Below are 18,294 nucleotides of genomic sequence, written 5' to 3'. Positions count from 1 at the left end.
GGGGTAGTTGCGTTTCAGCGCAACACCCCCCATCCAATGGACAGCCCCAGCACATAGAAAGCTCCCACGATGACGCAGGCCTTCAACCAGCCTTCATGGGAGATGGTGTCAGCGATGTCCTCTCCGCCCAAAGCGGAGAGCAGTCCTGCAAGGAAATACGCCAGACCTGTGATGGCATGCAGCAGGATGTTGGGCGTCAGCGCGCCACAAGCGGCGCCCGACATTGCGCCAGCGGCCAGCAAGGTCCCCATCGCGTCAGAGTATCCGCCCAGCGCAGCCCCCGCCACGCCGAGCAACAACGCCAGCAGGCTCCCTGTGGCAACGCCCAACAGCGCGCAGGAGATTCTGAAAACCAAGCTGGACGACCACCAGCCGTCTGCGTCTTGCGCCCTGTCTTCAGCACGCCATCTGCGGGACAGCCCCCGCAAAGACTGCTTATCACGCTTGTTCATGCGCTCTCCCTCTTTTGTCTTGCGCATCGTAGTCGCACGCCACAAGCAAGCGCAGCAAAAACCGAAACAAGCACCGCAGTAGCATCCTCCCATGCGCATCCTCCTGGCCGAAGACGACCACAACCTGGGCACCTGGCTCAGCCGAGCGCTGGAGCATGCGGGCATCCAGGTCGAATGGGTGAACGATGGCCGCCTGGCCGACCGCGCGCTGCAGCAGCACGACAACTACGACGCACTGGTGCTGGACCTGGGCCTGCCCGGGCTGGACGGGCAGGCCGTGCTGCAACGCCTGCGCGACCGCGACCAGCGCCTGCCCGCGCTGATCCTGACCGCGCGCGACTCGCTGGACGAGCGCGTGCGCTCGCTCAACGCGGGGGCCGACGACTTTCTGGCCAAGCCCTTTGAGCTGGCCGAGCTGGAGGCGCGCCTGCACGCCCTGGTGCGCCGGGCGCGCGGCAACGAGCACCAACGCCAGGCCTGTGGTGCGCTGGTGTATGACAACGCCCGCAAGCAGTTCACGCTGCGCGGCGAGCCCCTGGCCCTGTCGCCACGCGAGCACGCCGTGCTGCGCGTGCTGGTGCAACGCAGCGGCGAGCCGTTTTCCAAGCAGCAGATCCTGGACCGCGTGTTCACCGACGATGACGATGTGCACCCCGAGGCCGTGGAGGTATTTGTGCACCGCCTGCGCAAGCGGCTGGATGGCAGCGGTGTGCGCATCACCACGCTGCGCGGCCTGGGCTATGCGCTAGAGGCCGACTGAACGATGGGCCTGACTGCACGCCTGCGCCGTGCCAGCCTGTGGCGGCTGCTGGCCGTGTTGCTGCTGCCGCTGCTGGCGATGGTGACCGGCGTGGAGCTGTGGATGACCCGGCACGATGCGCTGGAGGCCGCCAACGCGGCCTACGACCGGTCGCTGCTGGGTGCGCTCAAGTCCATCGATGCCAACATCTCCACCGCATCGGGCGGGCTGTCGGCCGAGCTGCCCTACAGCATGCTCGAATTTTTTGAACTCACGGCCAGCGGCAACGTGTACTTTCGCGTCGCGTCGTCGGACGGACTGGTGGAGCTGGGCAATGCCGACCTGCCCCTGCCACCAGGCCCGCTGGAGCCCGGCGTGCCGCGTTTTTATGACGCCACTTACTTTGGCGAATCGGTGCGGCTGGCGGCCTACCGCCGCGCGCTGGACCGCGCGGAGCCCGCATCCACCGTGCTGGTGCAGGTGGCAGAAAGTACGCGGTCGCGGCAGGACTTCACCGACCGCTTTGTGCGCCGCGCGGTGCAGCGCGACGCGCTGGTGCTGGCCCTGATGGTGCTGGGCACAGCAGCGCTGCTGGCCGTGGCCCTGCGCCCGCTGGCGCGGCTGGCGCGCGAGGTGCAGGCCCGCAGCAGTGACGACATGACCCCGCTGGCATCCACAGACCTGCCCGCCGACATCCGCCCGCTGGTGGACGCCGTCAACCAACAGATGGCGCGCACGCAGGGCCTGGTGGCCCAACAACGGCAGTTTCTGGACGACGCCTCGCACCAGCTGCGCACCCACCTCACCACGCTGCAGATGCAGATCGACTACGCGCGCCGCGAGGGCGACAGCACGCAGGTGCAGCACACACTGGCTGCCATTGGGGGCGAAATCGCCCGTGCCACCCGCAGCACGCAGCAACTGCTGGCGCTGGGCCGCAGCGACACAGCGGCGGTAGAGCTGACGCCCTTTGACCTGGCCGCACTGCTGCGCACGGTGGCGCTGGAGCTGCTGCCCCAGGCACGCGCCAAGCAGATCGACTTTGGCATCCATACGCCCGCCGCTGGCATCGAGGCCGTGGGCGACAGTGGCCTGCTGCGCGAGGCCCTGACCAACCTGGCGGCCAACGCCATCGCCTACACCCCAGCGCAGGGCACCGTCACCGTATCGGCAGCCGGTGACAGCCTGGGCTGGAGCATCAGCGTGGAAGACAACGGGCCGGGACTGCCCGCCGAAGAGCGCGACGCCCTGGGCCAGCGCTACCGGCGCGGCTCGCAGGCCACGGCGGGCGGCTCGGGGCTGGGGCTGGCGATTGCGCGGTCGATTGCCGAGCGACACCGGGGCAGCCTGCGGCTGCAGGCGCGCGCCGAGGGGCCGGGGCTTCTGGCGATACTCTGGTGGCCCCGCGCCTGACGCAGCCCGCTGAACCACGACACGCCCCACGCCCACGTCACATGCCGCTGCACACACCCGCCACAGATCGCCTGCTGACTGCGCATTGCAGCCGCCGCCAGGTGCTGCAGGCCCTGGCGGCCGGCGCCAGCGTCAGCGCGGGCATGGCGCCCTTCACGGCAGCGGCAGATGCATCCCGCGAACCTGCTGAATGTATTGCGCCGTCACGGCCCGGCGGCGGGTTTGACCTGACCTGCGGCCTGGCTGGGCAGGCCTTGCAGGCCGTGCGCCCCGGCCGCACACCGCTGCGCACCCGCTACCTGCCCGGTGGCATTGGGGCAGTGGCGTTCGACCAGGTGGCCACGGGCCGCCTGGGGGGGCCTGGCACGCTGGTGGCATTCTCCAGCGGCTCACTGCTCAACATGGCGCAGGGCCGGTTTGGCCCGCACCCTGTGAACGCGGTGCGCTGGATTGCGACGCTGGGCAACGACTACGGCGTGGTGGCGGTGCACCGCGACGCCCCGCACCAGCGCCTGCAGGACGTGGTGGCCGCGCTGCAAAAAGACTCGGCCCGCGTGGTGTTCGGCGCCGGTGGCACGCTGGGCAGCCAGGACTGGGTCAAGGCCGCCCTGCTGGTGCGCGCGGCGGGGCAAGACCACAAGCGCATGCGCTTCGTGTCGCTTGAAGGCGGCGGCGAAGCGCTCAAGGCGCTGGGTGGCAGGCACATCGACATCTTTACCGGCGACGCCGCCGAGGCTACCAAGGCCGCTGCCGACGGCCTGCCGGTGCGCATCCTGGCGGTGCTGGCCCCCACGCGACTGCCCGGTGCACTGGCCGCCCTGCCCACAGCACGCGAGCAGGGCATTGACCTGCTGTGGACCACCGTGCGCGGCCTCTACATGGCCGCCAGCGTGCCTGACGCCGACGCCCACGCCTGGACGACCGCCCTGGAGGAAGCCCAGGCGGCACCGGGCTACGCCGCACTGTGCGCCCGCCATGGCCTGTACCCCTTCGCGCTGAGTGGCGCTGCGCTGGATGACTATGTGCAGCGCAGCCTGGCCGACTACCGCCGCTTGGCGCAGGGGCTGGGGCTGCGGTCCTGGCCGCGTTGAACACCGCTGTGCAGCCGCCCGGTTGCAATCGCTCTCTCGGGGCGACGCCAGCAGTCGCTACGCCGGCATGGCACCGGTGCCATGCAATCCCGCCAAGCCGGTGGGTCGGCCCTCGGCGGGTGAAGCCGCCATGCGGCGTTCGGGCTCTCCATCCCCTGCTGCGGGTGGAGACGACTGCGCCACATAGGCCGTCAACGTGTTGCGCCATTCTTCGTTCGACGCGTCCGTAGCGCGTCGCATGCGCATCAGCACCCAGCCTGCAGCGCCCACCGTCAAGGCCAACAACGCCAAGAGCCCATACACCAGCGACGCCGGAAAATGCCCTGCATTCAACTGTTCCATGCGCGCCAGCAGTGCCAGCGTGGCCTGATGGTCCCGCTCGGCCTGTGCGCGCATGCGGTCGATTTCCGCCTGCAGGGCCTGCAAGCGCTCGCTGTGGGACCCTGCACCGTCTGGCGTATGCCCCTCGGAGGCCGAAGGTGCGGCCTGCATGGCGCCTGCACTGTCGAGCAGGGCCGCTTCGCCAGAGGCTGGCATGACCAGCGCCGTCAGTGGCTCCATCACCAGCCGGGGCTTGGCCGGGCCTGGTGCGGCGGGCGCGGCTGGTGCCGCTGCCGGTGCCACGGAGGACGTGGACGACGCCGATGCCTGCGCGGCGGAAGCTACTGCGGCCTCGGCATTCGCGGTGGGCGCTGCGCTGGATGGCTCCAGCGGCCTGGGCTGCGCAACGCTGGCGGCGAGTGCAACGGCCGCCGTATCACTGGAGAGACTGCGCGCAACGGGCGTTGTCGTGGGCTTCGCGGCAAGTCGCGTGACCTTGCGCGATGCCCGCCCGGTGGCCGAAACCCTGCGCTGCCACGAGGGCCCCATCTCGGGTGCGGATACCGCCTCGCCAGTGGCGACGCCCCTTGCCCGCGAGGGGGACACCTCCGCCATCGGCACGCTCCAAGGAATCGCGACCGGCCGGACCCCAGCCGCAACAGTGGCGGGAAGGTCGGCCAGAAAGGTGTATTCGCGCGTTACCCGGCCCGTGCAATGGACGGAGACCTGGGCAGTCAGCACCGGCTCGTCTGCCAGATGGGAGGACTGCACGCGCAACACGGGATTGCTCGCCACCTCGCCCTGCCGCACGCTCACCTGGACATGCCCTGCCGGCACTGCCATATCGCCGGACACCAGCCGCGCTTGCGGGCACAAGGCATCCACCGACATTCCAGGGTCCAGCTGGACTTCAAAGCCCAGGTCGATAGGCTGCCCCAGCCAAACCCTGCCTTGCGGCGCCCCCAGGGACAGGGCTTCAGACGCCTCGGCCACCAGGCCCAGGATGAAGACGATCAGCGAGTTACGAAGCATCACAACCACCTCCTGCCATTGCAATTGGTTTCTACATGAAACAAATCACAACGGGAAGAAATGAATGCGCAGACTTCAATGCATAGGCCAAGACGGGCTGTGGGCTGGTGTGTGGCGAGGTAGATGACGGGCAGTGCCGCCCACTATCGCTCCAGCCACCACTGGATCACGACCTTGGCCAGGAACCCCAGAAACCCCACGCCCAGGCCCAGAAAGATCACGAAGGTGCCAAAGCGCCCGGCCTTGGATTCCCACGCCAGCTGCCCAATGATGAACAACATGTAGGCAATGAACGCCCCCACCCCGTAGGTGAGGAAGAAGCCCGAGATCTGCGCCTCGGTAAATCCAAAAATCACGATATCCCTCCAGGCCGACGCACAGGGGCAGCCGGTACAGCGGGGGCCCCTAGGTCGCGCTCGGGCAGGCCAGATGCGTCCACCAGGTCGCGGTAGGCGTGCCAACTGGCATGCCCCAACATGGGCATCACGGCGATCAGGCCCAGCAGCAGCGAGCCCAGCCCCAGCAGGGTGAAGCCCAGGATGATCGCCGCCCAGAACGCCATTGGCAGCGGGTTAGTGATGACCGCCTGCCAGCCCGTCAGCACCGCCTGCAGCAGCGTGGCGCGGCGGTCCAGCAGCAGCGGCATGGCTACCACGCTGGACGCAAAAATCGGCGCGGCCATCAGGCTGCCCAGGGCCAGCCATATCTCAAACAACCAGCCGTCGCGGGCCATGACCACGTGGCGCAGAAAGTCGAGCGGCGTCTCGATCGGCACCGGCGCCAGCAGCGTGATGAGCGCTGCCGACGTCATGACCCAGCCTGATGCCGCCAGTGCCAGCAGGGAGCCAAACTGCACCATGCACCAATAGTCGTTACCCCATTTGTTCACATGGCTGTTCTGCCAGTTGAACCAGGTCTTGAGCACCACGCTCAGGTTGGCGGCCTCACCACGCTCCAGCGCGCGGCTCAGCGCATACAGGCTGGTGGCCAGCACCGGCGCCACCACCAGAAAACCCGACAGCGCCCCCGCCAGCAGCCAGAAGCGGTGGTGCCCCACGGCAAAGATGGCGGCACCAAACAACGTGAGCGCCAGGCCATGCGCAAAGCTGATCCAGCCCGCCCGCGCCATGTCGCGCCAGGCCAGCACGAGCCAGGTCATGGGCTGCATCAGACCGATGGTGCGGATAGCGGGTAACAGTGGGGGATTACGGGGCATGGTGTGGGGGTCGCACAGCGACGGGTGAGTGTGACGTCATCGGGCTGCGGCATCAACCACCGCGCGCCCAAACCTTGACCTGCGGCAAGAAACAACTCGGGAGCCTGTCAATGCGCAACCTATGGTGGCCTGCTGCAAGCGCCCTTGATGCTGGCGCGGCCCCAGCGAGGGGCGCCGAGCAAGGGCCGCCCCGCAGCGAAGGTGTCGTCCCTCGGGGGAAGGCGCCGAAGGCGACACAGGGGGTATCCAATTCAGGCCAACAGCCGACACAGTGCGGTGAGGCTGTCGACCGTGGCATGCGGCTGCACATCGTTGTGCGGCCAGGGGTGGTTGGCGCTGTTGATCCACACGGCCTGCATGCCCGCGTTGAGCGCGCCTTGTGCATCCAGCGTGGCGTCGTCGCCCACATGCAGCACCTCGTGGGGCAACACATCCGCCGCACTGGCGGCGGCGTGGAAGATCCGCGCATCGGGCTTGGCCACACCGAAATCCGACGCGCTTATGCTGCGGCGAAAGTAGTGGCCGATGCCGATGCGGTGCACATCAGCATTGCCGTTGGACACCGCCACCACCGGGTAACGCGCCGACAAAAAGGCGAGCGTGTCGTGCGCGTCGTCAAACAGCTCCACGCGCATGCGCTCGGCAAAAAACAGGTCAAACGCCGGATCGGCCAGCGCGGGCTCGTCACCGGCCTGCGTCAGCGCCAAGCGGATCGACTCGCGCCGCAACGCGCTCAGGTCATGAATGAGATCGGGCCGCAGCGCCACCATCTGGTTGCGGATGGCGCGCAGGGATTCGGCGCTGGAGAACAAGGCCGCCGTGGCAGGCGCATGGTGCGTGAGCCAGTCCAGCAACACGTTTTCAGCCCGCGTGATGGTGGGCCAGATGGGCCAGAGCGTGTCGTCCAGGTCGATGGAGATGGCGCGGATGCGAGAGGTGTCCAGAGAGGGGGTTGGCACAGTGCGCACTTGAATGTGAAAGCGGTGGGAGAGAGCCCCGCGAAGCACCGGGGTGATGGCCGCAAAGCATACCGCAGGCCTTGTCGCTGCGGGGGGCCTCAGCCGGGCGCCGCTCGCCCGCCCGGCCCGAGGGAAGAACCGCGCACTACCAGCAAGCCGGGCAGCAGACTCTCGCGTGCAGGCCCTTGCAAGCCACCGATCCGATCCAGCAGGCACTGCGCCGCGCATTGCCCGATCGCGTCGGTGGGCTGCGCCACGGCGCTCAGGCCGGGTCGGATCAGCGACGCCCATTCGGGGTCGTCAAAGCCCACAAAACCCAGCTCTTGCCCAAACGTCCACCCCATGCGCGAGACGGATGCCGCCACACGCAGCGTGACCACCGAATTGCCCGCCACCACCGCGCAGCGTTCGCCGGGTGGGGCCTGGCGGAGCAAATCCGCCAGCGCCTGGTCCAGCACCTCGTCGCCCTGCTCGGCAGCCAGCTCCAGTACCTCGCCGTGCACCTGGGTGCCCTGGGCCGCCGCCAACGCGCGAAAAGCCTCCGTGCGCTCGACGCGGGAGCTCACGCCCAGCAGGGGCTGGGTGATATACAGCAAGCGCCGCCAGCCCTGCTGCCGCAGATGGGTGCAGGCGTCATGCATGGCGCCACGGTTGTCGAGCGAGACAAAGTCTGCCGCCAGCCCGGCATGGCGTCGGTCCACCAGCACGGCGGGCTTGCCATGCAAGGTGTGTACATCGGCCTGCCCCTCGCCCTGCCCCAGGGTGTTGAGGATGAAGCCATCCACCTGGTAGCTGGCCAGCGCGTCGATGGCTGCCCGCTCGCGCTCGCGGTCATTGCCCAGGTTGAACAGCATGACCAGGTAGCCCGCGTCCTGGCAGGCTTTCTCTGCGCCGCGCAGCACGGCCACTGAATAGGGGTTGGTGATGTCAGCCACCACCAGGCCGATGAGGCGCGACCGGCCATGGCTCAGCGCCTGGGCCATGGGGCTGGGCACATAGGCCAGCTTGCTGATGGCCGCCTCCACCCGCGCCGCGATGTCGGGGCTGAGCAGGCGTTCGCGGTGGTTGAAGTAGCGCGACACCGTGGCCTTGGACACACCGGCCTCGGCCGCCACATCGGCAATCGTGGCGCGGCCACGCGCACCGGGGGACGAAGGCGGTGGACTCATGCGTGTGCGGGGGGGTACACCGCTGCCGGGCGCTCGCCCGCCAGCGCCTGCAGCAGGTTGGTGGTGGCCAGCGCGGCCATCGCATGGCGCGTGTCGTGTGTGGCCGATCCGATGTGTGGCAACGGGGTCACGCGCGGGTGGGTACGCAGGGGCGACGCCAGCGGCAGCGGCTCGGTCGCAAATACATCGAGCCCCGCCGCGCGCAGCGGGCCATGGTCCAGCGCATGCAGCAGGTCTTGCTCCACCACGGTGGCGCCCCGGCCACCATTGATGAAGATGGCACCCGGCTTCATCGCCGCAAAAAGATCGGCATTAACCATGCCCCGCGTGCTGTCGGACAACGGCAGCATGGCCACCACAAAGTCTGCCTGCGCCAGCAGCACAGGCAACGGCGCATGGATGGCCTTGCCCTGCAATTCAGGGGCCTGGGTCGCCAGGTCCACCGGGCGACGGGCGTGGTACATCACGGGCATGCCAAACCCCAGTGCCGCACGGCGTGCCACGGCCTGACCAATGCGGCCGAATCCGAGCAGGCCCAGCGTCTTGCCATGCACATCGCTGCCAAACAGGTCTTCTCCAATGTTGTGGGTCCACCGGCCCTCGCGCACCAGCTGCGACAGCTCCACCAGCCTGCGGCTGGTGGCCATGAGGAGGGCAAACACCGAGTCTGCCACCGTTTCGTCGAGCACTCCCGGGGTGTGGCACAACACAATGCCACGCGCCTGCAGCGCATCCAGCGCGTAGTTGTCCACGCCCACCGAAATGCTGGACACCACCTGCAGCCGGGGCGCACGCGCCAGCACGGCGGCGTCGATGGGGAAGCTGGAGCCAATGAGCCCATGAGCCTGCGCCAGCGCTGCATCAAACAGCGCGCGTTCGTCGGGCTTGCGCGGGTTGGCCACCGTCACATCGTGCACGGCGGTCAGCCGTGCCAACTGGTCCGGCGGCAGTTCGCGAAACACCAGCACCTGTTTGCGCACCGCGCTGCCGTCTGTTGAAGGTGGTGCCAGGCTCACAGGCCAGCCTCCTGCAGTTGTGCGCGGGTGGGTAGCCCCTCGGTATCTCCCAGCACCTGCACGGCGCGCGCACCGATCCAGGCGCCACGGCGCACAGCAGCGGGCACGGGCAGGCCTTCGAGCAGCGCGCTGATCACGCCCACCGCAAAGCCGTCGCCCGCGCCCACGGTGTCCACCACCTGGGCCACGGGCACGCCGGGCACGCGGCCCGTGCCGGCCACGTCGCTGTCGTAGTAGGCGCCCTCGGGGCCGAGCTTGACCACCACCAGCTTGGCGCCCCGCTCACGGTAAAAGCGTGCCACCCCCTCGGGGGTGGTTTCGCCAGTCAAAAACACGCCCTCTTCCATACCCGGCAGCACCCAGTCGGCATAGGTGGCCAGGGTGTTGATCCAGTGGCGCATGGTGTCGGGCGACGACCAGAGTGTGGGGCGCAGGTTGGGGTCGAACGAGATGGTGCGGCCCGCGGCGCGCATCACCTCCAGCGTGCGGATGGCGGCCTGCAGGCTGGTGTCGGAGATGGCGGCAAACACGCCCGTGGCGTGCAAGTGGCGTGCGGACCGCAGCCAGGGCTCGTCCACATCGGCAGGCCCCATCTGGCTTGCGGCAGAGCCCTTGCGGTGGTATTCGACCTGGGGGTCGCGCCCGTCGGTCACGCGCTCCTTGAACTGAAAGCCCGTGCGCTGCGTGGCATCACACACCACGTGCGAACAATCAATGCCCTCACCCTGCATGGCGGCCAGCAGCGCGCGGCCCATCGAATCGGTGCCCAGGCGGCTGGCCCAGCCCACCTTCAGGCCCAGGCGCGCCAAGCCAATGGCCACGTTGGTCTCTGCACCCGCCGTGCGCTTGTGAAAGCCGGTGGCGTTCTCCAGCGGGCCGGGCTCATTGGCCACCAGCAGCAGCATGGCCTCGCCAAACAGCGCGACATCGAAAGCCGGGTTGCTCATGCTGCCTCCCGCGCAGCGCGGATAAAGGCCACCTGCTCGCGCGTGACGGCCACCAGGTCATCACCCACCAGCGGATATTCGATGGCGTGCGGCACATCCGCAGGCAACGCGCGCAACACGGCACGCCAGGGCGCCACCGAATCGGCCAGCGGCACCGCCACCCACTTGGCGGGCAGGCGCTGCACGCCTTTGCAATGCACATAGCGCACATACTGCGCCAGGGCCTGCGCGGCCTGCAGCGGGCATTCGCCCTGCCAGTGCCAGTTGCCCATATCAAAGGTCATGCCCAGGTCGAGCCCCGCCTGCGCCTGGGCCGCAAAAAAGGCCAACATGGCAGCCAGCGTGCCTGCGGTGGCGGTCTGGTCGTTCTCGATCACCAGCTCCACCTGTGGGGCTGCCTGCAGCAGAGCCTTGAGGCGTTGCAGCGATGCCTGTGATGTCAGAAGGACCGCGCCGAAGCCGCCAATCGACATCTTCAGGCGCGGCGCGCGCAGCACCTGGGCAGCCTGCACGCCGCGCGCAAGGGCTGCTTCATCGAGCTGGCCCTGTGCGGTCCACAGGCCTTCAGGGCTGGAGTACACCGCCGCCCGGCCCGCCAACGCGGGCAGCTCGGTCGCCGCATCGCGCAGCAGCTCGCCACGCACCTCCACACCGTCCGCGCCCGCTTGCTGGGCCAGGTCGGTGCACCACAGCTGGCCGTGGCGACCGGTTTCGGCCGCGCCGAAGGAGGACAGGGAAATCAATACCTTCATGTGTTTCTTTCAGGCCGCGCCCCCAAGGGGCGAAGGCCATCAACCGCACGACCTGCCAGGTCTCGATGTGCGTGGGTCTCAATGTGCGTGGTGGGAACTCAGGATCTGGCCCAGGAACTGCCGCGTCTTGTCGTGCTGGGGCTGGCCAAAGAACTGCTGCGGTGGCGCCTGCTCCAGGATCTTGCCGTCGGCCATGAAGATCACCCGGTCGGCCACGCTGCGGGCAAAGCCCATCTCATGCGTCACGCACAGCATGGTCATGCCGTCTTCAGCCAGGCTGATCATGGTGTCCAGCACTTCCTTGACCATCTCGGGGTCCAGCGCCGAGGTGGGCTCGTCAAACAACATCACCTTGGGCGCCATGCACAGTGCGCGGGCAATGGCCACGCGCTGCTGCTGCCCGCCCGACAGCTGGCTGGGGTGCTTGTGCGCCTGCTCGGGGATGCGCACGCGGGTCAGGTACTTCATGGCCACTTCTTCGGCCTGGGCCTTGGTCATGCCGCGTGAGCGCATGGGCGCCAACGTGCAGTTTTCCAGAATGGTCAGGTGCGGGAACAGGTTGAACTGCTGGAACACCATGCCCACTTCGGCACGCACGGCGTCCACGTTTTTGCCGCCTGCGGTTAGCTCGATGCCATCAACCTCAATGCGTCCCTTCTGCACCGTCTCCAGCCGGTTGATGCAGCGAATCAGCGTGGACTTGCCCGAGCCCGATGGCCCGCAGATCACGATGCGTTCGCCCGGTCGCACCGACAGGTTGATGTCGGTGAGCACCTGGAAGCTGTCGTACCACTTGTTGACCCCCTCCATGCGGATGATCGGCGGGGTGCCGGGGGCGGTCGTGACTGCGTCGCTCATCAATGGCTCCTTATCGTTCAGGCAGGCTTACTGCAGCTTGGGCAGGTCGGCGCCCAGCCACTTCTGGTACAGCTTGTTCAGCTCGCCGTTGGCGGTGTTGCGGGCCACAAAGTCGTTCACGGCCTTCACCAGCTCGTCCTGGCCGGGGCGCATGGCAATGCCCATGGCCTGCTGCAGCAGGTTGAACTTGTTCTCAAAGGTGTTGGCGGGCACGCGCTTGGCGATCTGCGCCGCCACGGTGACCGAGCAGCCGATGGCATCGACCTGGCCCGAGATCAGGGCCTGCATGGCCGATGCGTCGTCGTCAAAGCGGCGGATCTCGGTGCCTTCAGGGGCAGCCTTGGTCACGGCCACGTCCTGCGTGCTAGCACGGGCCACGCCCACGCGCACGGTCTTGAGGTCTGCCGCGCTCTTGATGTTGGCGCCCGTCTTGCCATACAACACGATGGTGGCTGCCGCATACGGCTGCGAGAACTGCACCTGCTTGGAACGCTCGGGCGTGATGGCCAGCGAGGCCACCAGCACATCGACCTTGTTGGTCAGCAGGAAGGGAATGCGGTTGGGGCCAGTGACGGGCACGATGTTGGCCTTCACGCCCAGGTCCTTGGCCAGCAGCTTGGCCACATCGGCGTCGTAGCCGTCGGGCTGGTTTTGCGCGTTGGTAGTGCCGTAGGGCGGAAAGTCCACCAGCATGCCGATGGTGATCTCGCCCTTTTTCTTGATGTCGGCAACGGACTGGGCCGAGGCCAGCGGCGCAAAGGCCGTGAGCGCGGCGCCCAGGCCCAAGGCGGCCAAAGCGGCGGTAGCGGTGCGGCGTTGCAAAGAAAAAGTCATCGAATGTCTCCTGGTGGTTGGTGTGAACGAGAAACAAAAAAAGAGGGTTGCTGCGCGTAGGTCAGCGCGCCAGTGCACGGGCGCGCTTGCGCTCCATGCGTGCGGCCAGCAGCGACAGCGGCCAGCAGATCACGAAGTACAGCGCGGCCACGGTGGTGAACACATGCAGCGGCTGGAAGGTGGCGTTGTTGATGATCTGCCCTGCCCGCGTGATCTCGGTGAAGCCGATGATGGCCGCCAGCGACGTGCCCTTGATGATCTGCACCATGTAGCCCACCGTGGGCGGCAGTGCAATCTTGAAAGCCTGGGGCAGCACCACAAACCGCATGCGGGCCACGTACTTGAGGTTCAGGGCCTGGGCGGCCTCCCACTGGCCACGTGGCACCGCTTCGATGCAGCCGCGCCAGATCTCGGCCAGAAAGGCCGCGCTGTTGAGCACCAGCGCCACACCCGCCGCCACCCAGGGGTTGATGTCAAACCCCAGCACCGGCGCACCAAAGAAGATGAGGAACAGCTGCAGCAGCAGTGGCGTGCCCTGGAACACCTGGATGAACACGCGCGCCGCATTGCGGGCCATGGCGTTCTCGGATGTGCGCAACAGCGCCACCACCAGGCCCAGCAGTGCACCGCCTACAAAGGCGATGGCCGACAGTGCCAGCGTCCACTGCGCGGCCTGCACGATGAAAAGAAACTCGGAGAGTCCGAAAGTACGCATGGGTGCAGTCCTGGCTCAGCGGCGGTCGGGGTAGTTCAGGGCGCGCTGATAGATCAGCTTGAACAGCGCCGAGAACGACAGCGCCAGCGCCAAATAAATGGCTGTCACCACGATGTAGATCTCAAAGCTGCGGAAGGTCTGCGACTGCAGGTTGGCCGCTACCGAGGTCAGGTCGTCTGCCGAGATCACCGACACCACGGCCGAGCTGAGCATCAGCAAGATGAACTGGCTGGTAAGCGCCGGGTAGATCGCCTTGAGCGCGGGCTTGAGGATGACAAACCGGAAGATCTCCCAAGGCTTGAGGTTGAGCGCCTTGCCCGCCTCGATCTGCCCCTTGGGAATGGACTCGATGCCCGCCCGCACGATCTCTGCCGCATACGCCCCCAGGTTGACCACCATGGCGGTGAGCGCCGCTGTGTAGGGCGACCAGCGCAGTCCGATGGACGGCAGCGCAAAGAAGAAGAAAAACAGCTGCACAAGAAACGGCGTGTTGCGGATGACCTCGATGTACGCATTGATCAGGAACCGCAGCCAGCCCTGCCCACCGGTCTTGCCCCAGGCGCAAAAGATGGCCACCACCAGCCCCAGCAGGGTGGCGGTGAGCGATAGCTGCACGGTGATCCAGGTGCCCTTGAGCAACAGGGGCCACGCGGCAAACACGGCATCGAACTGGAACTGGTAATTCACGGTGAACAGTCGTTATTCCGAAGTGGCGCCAGTTTATGAAACCGGTTTCATAACCACATCGGGGAATACCCGATACCCCCAAAAAACCGCTTCCCTCCTCTCCAAAGACCCCGTGTCGCAGGGGCCGGGCGTGTGGGAGAAAATGCCGCATGCCTTCCTTCCACCGCGAACCCCCTTTCACCCACGGCCAGGCCGAGCGCACCGCCGTGCTGCTGTGCAACCTGGGCACGCCCGATGAACCCACGGCCCCGGCCGTACGCCGTTATCTGGCGCAGTTTCTGGGCGACCACCGCGTGGTGGAGATCCCCAAGCTGGTGTGGTGGCCCATCCTGCACGGCATCATCCTGCGCACCCGCCCCGCCAAATCCGCAGCCAAATACGCGAGCGTGTGGACACCCGAGGGCTCACCCCTGGCCCACTGGACGGCCAAGCAGGCCACGCTGCTGCGCGGCTGGCTGGGCGAGGCGGGCCACGCGGTGCTGGTGCGCCACGCCATGCGCTACGGCAACCCGTCCATCGCCAGCCAGCTCGATGCGCTCAAGGCCGAGGGCGCCACGCGCATCCTCATCCTGCCGCTGTACCCGCAGTATTCGGCCACCACCACCGCCAGCGTGTTTGACGCCGTCTACACCTGGGCTGCCGCCACGCGCAACGTGCCCGAGTTGCGGTTTGTGAACCACTACCACGACGCGCCCGGCTACATCGACGCACTGGCCCGCACCATCGAGACGCACTGGAAGCACCACGGCCAGCCCGACCAGCTGGTGATGAGCTTTCATGGCGTGCCCGAGCGCACGCTCCACCTGGGCGACCCCTACCACTGCGAAGCCCGCAAGACCGGCCGCCTGCTGGCCGAGCGCCTGGGCCTGCGCGAAGACCGCTACCGCATCACCTTCCAGTCGCGTTTTGGCAAGGCCAAGTGGCTGGAGCCCTACACCCAGCCCACCATCGAGGCGCTGGGCAAGGCCGGCACGCGGCGGGTGGACGTGGTGTGCCCCGGCTTCACGAGCGACTGCCTGGAGACGCTCGAAGAAATCAACATGGAAGTGCGTGAGGCCTTCTTGCACGCAGGCGGCAAGGAGTTTCACTACATCCCGTGCCTGAACGACAACAACCACTGGATCACCGCGCTGAGCCGCGTGGCGCAGCAGCACTTGGCGGGCTGGCCCACCGAGGCGCCCACTGCCGCAGCGCTGGCCGATGCACGCAGCCATGCGCTGGCGGGCGGCGCGCCCAAAGGCGTGTGCCCCGTAGCGCACTGACTGCTGGAAACTACTATTTTTATAGCTACTTGCGCTTATCTATCAAGCGCTAGCGGCCAATTTGACTCATATTTTGAGATAGCAGACACACTGTGGTGACCTGCCCTCCTCCAACACCTGCACCGATGCCCGCCTTTGCCCTCGCCCCTCACCAGCTGCGGCTGACCATCGCCCCCGAATCGCTGGGCTTTGCCAGCACAGCCGAGCTGCAAGACCTGCCCCTGCCCTGGATCGGGCAGGAGCGCGCCCAAGCCGCTGCGCAGTTTGGCTTGGGCCTGCAGCAGCCCGACTACCACCTGTTTGTGCTGGGCGAAGTGGGCAGCGGGCGCGCGTCGCTGCTGCGCCAGGCCATGCAGGCGGCAGCGGCCCAGCGTGCCGTGCCGCCCGACCTGTGCTACCTGCACCACTTTGACCAGCCCGACCGCCCCCGCGCGCTGCGCCTGCCCGCAGGCCAGGGCCGCCTGCTGCGCCAAGGCATGGCAGACATGGCGCGCAGCCTGCAAGCCGACATCCCCAAACGCTTGGCCAGCCCCGACTTCAAGGCCGAGGCCGAGCGCATCGAAAAAACCTGGCAAACGCAAGAGAGCGAAGCCTTTGCGGTGCTGGACGCATTTGCCGAGGCGCGCCAGTTCCGCCTGAGCCGCGAGGCGGGGCACATGGTGTTCACCCTCACCGGCCCCAAGGGGCAGCCACTCACCGAAGCCGAAGCCCGCGCCCTGCCCCGCGAGCGCCGCGCGGAGATCGACACAGCCGAGCAAGAACTGCGCACCGAAATCGCCCGGTTCCTTGAAGCCACCCGCCCGCTGGAGCGGTTGCGTGACGATGCCCTGGCCGCCCTGCGTCGCCAGACCGTCAAGCCACTGCTGGAGCACGCGCTGCACGACATCCGCCAAGGCCTGCGCAAGCAGATCAAGGACGCCGTCAAGCTCACGCAATGGCTGGACCAGGTGGAGCGCACCGTGCTGGACCACATCGACCTGTTTGAGCCCGGCGACACCGAACAAGGTCCGGACGCCGAAGACGACCGCAAGGACGCACTGGACGACCTGCTTGCGCGCTGCCAGGTGAACGTGGTGGTGGACAACCACGGCCGCAACAGTGCGCCCGTGGTGGTCGAAGACAACCCCACGGCACGCACCCTGTTTGGCAGCATCGAACACGGTGCCGACGCAGACACCGTGCAGGCCGACCACGCCAGCATCCACGCGGGCAGCCTGCTCAAGGCGCATGGCGGCTTCATCCTGCTGCACCTGCACGACCTGGCCGCCGAAGAGGGCCTGTGGCCGCGCTTGCGCCGCTTTCTGCGCTGCGGGCGCCTGCAGATCGAAGACGGCAGCAGTGGCGGTGGCCCAGCGCATGGGGCCGGCGGGGCCATGGCACTGCAGCCCGAGCCGGTGGACGTGGATGTGAAGATCGTGCTGATCGGTTCGGTGGAGGAGTACTACGCCCTGCAAGAGGCCGACCCCGACGCCGCGCGCCGCTTTCGCGTGAAGGTGGACTTTTCAGACCGGTTCATCGCCACCCCCGGCACCCACCAGTCCTCGGCCATCCTGGTGGCGCATTGCTGCAAAAAGCGCGGCCTGCCCCACTTTGCCGCCGACGCCGTGGCCCTGCTGCTGGAGCAATCACACCGCGAGGCCGACGACCAAGGCCGCCAAAGCGCGCGCTTTGCCCACACCGAAGCACTCGCCATCGAAAGCGCCGCACTGAGCCAGGCCCGCGCAGGCACCCTGGTGCAAGCCGCCGACGTGCAAGCCGCCCTGGCTGCCCGCACCCTGCGCCACAACCAGCCCGAAGAAGAACTGCACGAGTCCATCACCGAGGGCGAGCGCCTGATCACGCTGCAGGGCTCCATCACCGGCCAGATCAACGCCATGACGCAGATCGACCTGGGCGACTACCGGTTTGGCTTTCCAGTGCGCATCACCGCGCGCACCTTTGCCGGGCAAGAGGGCCTGCTCAACATCGAGCGCGAGGTCGATATGTCCGGCCCCATCCATGACAAGGGCGTGCTCATCCTGCACAGCTACCTCACCGCGCTGTTCAGCCACGTGGCGCCGCTGGCACTCAACGCCTCCATCGTATTCGAGCAGGAATACAGCGGCGTGGAAGGCGACTCGGCCTCGTGCGCCGAGCTGTACGCGCTGCTGTCCAGCCTGTCAGGCCTGCCCCTGCGCCAGGGCATTGCCGTGACGGGCGCTTTGAACCAGCACGGCGAGGTGCTGCCCGTGGGCGGCATCAATGAAAAGATCGAAGGCTGGTTCCGCGCCTGCGCGACGGCGGGACTGGACGGCACCCACGGCGTGCTGATCCCCGCCCGCAACCAGCGCCATCTGATGCTGGACCGCAGCGTGCTGGACGCGGTGCAGCGCGGGCTGTTCCACGTCTACACCATGGGGCACGTGAGCGAGGGGATTGCGCTGTTGACGGGCGAGGCCTCGGGCATGAGCCCGGCGGAGTTGCTGCAGGCGCAGGCTGATGAGCTGGCCGGAGGGGCGGCCACGGTGGAAGACACGGTAATGCAACGTGCGGAAGTGACGCTGCGGGCGTATCGGAGGGCTTGTCAGGTGGCGGGGGGTGCGCGGAGGGGGCGAGGGGTGCGGGGGCGGTAGACGGGTTGGTGGACCGCGAAATCGACTACTCAGAGTTCTGACGTTTTCGTAACGATTGCGCCAAACCAAGCGATGCTACCGACCGCGTACTGTCGGCCAAGAGCAGCCGGTCACCGCAAATGAAAGCGGACGCTCAACGCCGCCGCTCAGCCGACGCCGCAGGCGGTCGGATGCAGCGGCCTGTTAAAGGGAATCTGCGCATAGCTACGAGTACAGAAC

General features: G+C 67.3%; 18 protein-coding genes. 5 read left to right on the top strand and 13 right to left on the bottom strand.

Annotated features, from left to right (window positions below; translation table 11 throughout):
* Nucleotides 1–14: 14 nt before the first annotated feature.
* Nucleotides 15–479, bottom strand: coding sequence for a hypothetical protein (locus OIN59_RS22900; RefSeq protein WP_274114226.1), 465 nt, complete (start codon nucleotides 477–479; stop codon nucleotides 15–17).
* Nucleotides 480–543: 64 nt separating this feature from the next.
* Here OIN59_RS22900 and OIN59_RS22895 point away from each other — a divergent pair, with 64 nt between their 5' ends.
* From OIN59_RS22895 to OIN59_RS22885, 3 genes are read left to right on the top strand one after another with little or no spacing between them, the layout of a single operon-like run.
* Complete coding sequence (locus OIN59_RS22895; RefSeq protein WP_274114225.1) at nucleotides 544–1,212, top strand: response regulator; 669 nt, start codon at nucleotides 544–546, stop codon at nucleotides 1,210–1,212.
* 3 nt (nucleotides 1,213–1,215) lie between these two features.
* On the top strand, nucleotides 1,216–2,604 hold the full coding sequence (locus OIN59_RS22890; RefSeq protein ID WP_274114223.1) for a sensor histidine kinase: 1,389 nt from the start codon (nucleotides 1,216–1,218) through the stop codon (nucleotides 2,602–2,604).
* A gap of 41 nt (nucleotides 2,605–2,645) precedes the next feature.
* Nucleotides 2,646–3,695, top strand: coding sequence for a Bug family tripartite tricarboxylate transporter substrate binding protein (locus tag OIN59_RS22885; protein WP_407655135.1), 1,050 nt, complete (start codon nucleotides 2,646–2,648; stop codon nucleotides 3,693–3,695).
* Nucleotides 3,696–3,752: 57 nt separating this feature from the next.
* On the opposite strand, the gene OIN59_RS22880 is transcribed toward OIN59_RS22885, so the two are convergent.
* The 12 genes from OIN59_RS22880 to OIN59_RS22825 form a co-directional block, all read right to left on the bottom strand.
* Nucleotides 3,753–5,048 carry a type IV pilus assembly protein FimV gene (locus OIN59_RS22880; protein ID WP_274114221.1) on the bottom strand — a complete coding sequence of 432 codons (1,296 nt, stop codon included), beginning with the start codon at nucleotides 5,046–5,048 and terminating at the stop codon, nucleotides 3,753–3,755.
* A gap of 143 nt (nucleotides 5,049–5,191) precedes the next feature.
* Nucleotides 5,192–5,404, bottom strand: coding sequence for a DUF2788 domain-containing protein (locus OIN59_RS22875; protein WP_110961089.1), 213 nt, complete (start codon nucleotides 5,402–5,404; stop codon nucleotides 5,192–5,194).
* Nucleotides 5,401–6,264 carry a DUF2189 domain-containing protein gene (locus tag OIN59_RS22870; RefSeq protein WP_274114216.1) on the bottom strand — a complete coding sequence of 288 codons (864 nt, stop codon included), beginning with the start codon at nucleotides 6,262–6,264 and terminating at the stop codon, nucleotides 5,401–5,403. Before OIN59_RS22870 ends, OIN59_RS22875 begins: the two co-directional genes overlap by 4 nt.
* A 251-nt stretch (nucleotides 6,265–6,515) precedes the next feature.
* Entirely contained in the window at nucleotides 6,516–7,223 is a 708-nt protein-coding gene (locus OIN59_RS22865) for an HAD-IA family hydrolase (protein WP_274114214.1), read from the bottom strand.
* Between the two features lie 98 nt (nucleotides 7,224–7,321).
* Nucleotides 7,322–8,392 (bottom strand): LacI family DNA-binding transcriptional regulator, encoded by a 1,071-nt coding sequence (locus OIN59_RS22860; RefSeq protein ID WP_274114213.1) that lies wholly within the window; start codon nucleotides 8,390–8,392, stop codon nucleotides 7,322–7,324.
* Complete coding sequence (locus OIN59_RS22855; RefSeq protein ID WP_274114211.1) at nucleotides 8,389–9,408, bottom strand: 2-hydroxyacid dehydrogenase; 1,020 nt, start codon at nucleotides 9,406–9,408, stop codon at nucleotides 8,389–8,391. The genes OIN59_RS22860 and OIN59_RS22855 overlap by 4 nt, the downstream gene beginning before the upstream one ends.
* Nucleotides 9,405–10,355: a sugar kinase gene (locus OIN59_RS22850; RefSeq protein WP_274114209.1), complete on the bottom strand. Its 951-nt coding sequence runs from the start codon at nucleotides 10,353–10,355 to the stop codon at nucleotides 9,405–9,407. Before OIN59_RS22850 ends, OIN59_RS22855 begins: the two co-directional genes overlap by 4 nt.
* Complete coding sequence (locus OIN59_RS22845; RefSeq protein WP_274114207.1) at nucleotides 10,352–11,107, bottom strand: sugar phosphate isomerase/epimerase family protein; 756 nt, start codon at nucleotides 11,105–11,107, stop codon at nucleotides 10,352–10,354. The genes OIN59_RS22850 and OIN59_RS22845 overlap by 4 nt, the downstream gene beginning before the upstream one ends.
* A gap of 78 nt (nucleotides 11,108–11,185) precedes the next feature.
* Nucleotides 11,186–11,965: an amino acid ABC transporter ATP-binding protein gene (locus OIN59_RS22840; protein WP_274114205.1), complete on the bottom strand. Its 780-nt coding sequence runs from the start codon at nucleotides 11,963–11,965 to the stop codon at nucleotides 11,186–11,188.
* A gap of 27 nt (nucleotides 11,966–11,992) precedes the next feature.
* Complete coding sequence (locus OIN59_RS22835; RefSeq protein WP_274114203.1) at nucleotides 11,993–12,799, bottom strand: transporter substrate-binding domain-containing protein; 807 nt, start codon at nucleotides 12,797–12,799, stop codon at nucleotides 11,993–11,995.
* Nucleotides 12,800–12,860: 61 nt separating this feature from the next.
* A complete protein-coding gene (locus tag OIN59_RS22830) occupies nucleotides 12,861–13,514 on the bottom strand; it encodes an amino acid ABC transporter permease (protein WP_274114201.1) in 654 nt (217 codons plus the stop codon).
* A gap of 15 nt (nucleotides 13,515–13,529) precedes the next feature.
* Entirely contained in the window at nucleotides 13,530–14,201 is a 672-nt protein-coding gene (locus tag OIN59_RS22825; RefSeq protein ID WP_274114199.1) for an amino acid ABC transporter permease, read from the bottom strand.
* Nucleotides 14,202–14,350: 149 nt separating this feature from the next.
* On the opposite strand from OIN59_RS22825, the gene hemH reads away from it, so the two are divergent.
* Complete coding sequence (gene hemH, locus OIN59_RS22820; protein ID WP_274114197.1) at nucleotides 14,351–15,463, top strand: ferrochelatase; 1,113 nt, start codon at nucleotides 14,351–14,353, stop codon at nucleotides 15,461–15,463.
* Nucleotides 15,464–15,588: 125 nt separating this feature from the next.
* The gene (locus OIN59_RS22815; protein ID WP_274114195.1) at nucleotides 15,589–18,075 is read left to right on the top strand and encodes a Lon protease family protein; all 2,487 of its coding nucleotides are present in this window, start codon (nucleotides 15,589–15,591) and stop codon (nucleotides 18,073–18,075) included.
* Nucleotides 18,076–18,294: the final 219 nt, after the last annotated feature.

Origin of the sequence: Acidovorax benzenivorans (genome assembly GCF_028680575.1) — a bacterium.
GTDB classification, from domain to species: Bacteria; Pseudomonadota; Gammaproteobacteria; order Burkholderiales; family Burkholderiaceae_C; genus Acidovorax; species Acidovorax benzenivorans.
The sequence above is the reverse complement of the archived record's forward strand: the minus strand, read 5'-3'. Positions and strand labels throughout refer to the sequence as shown.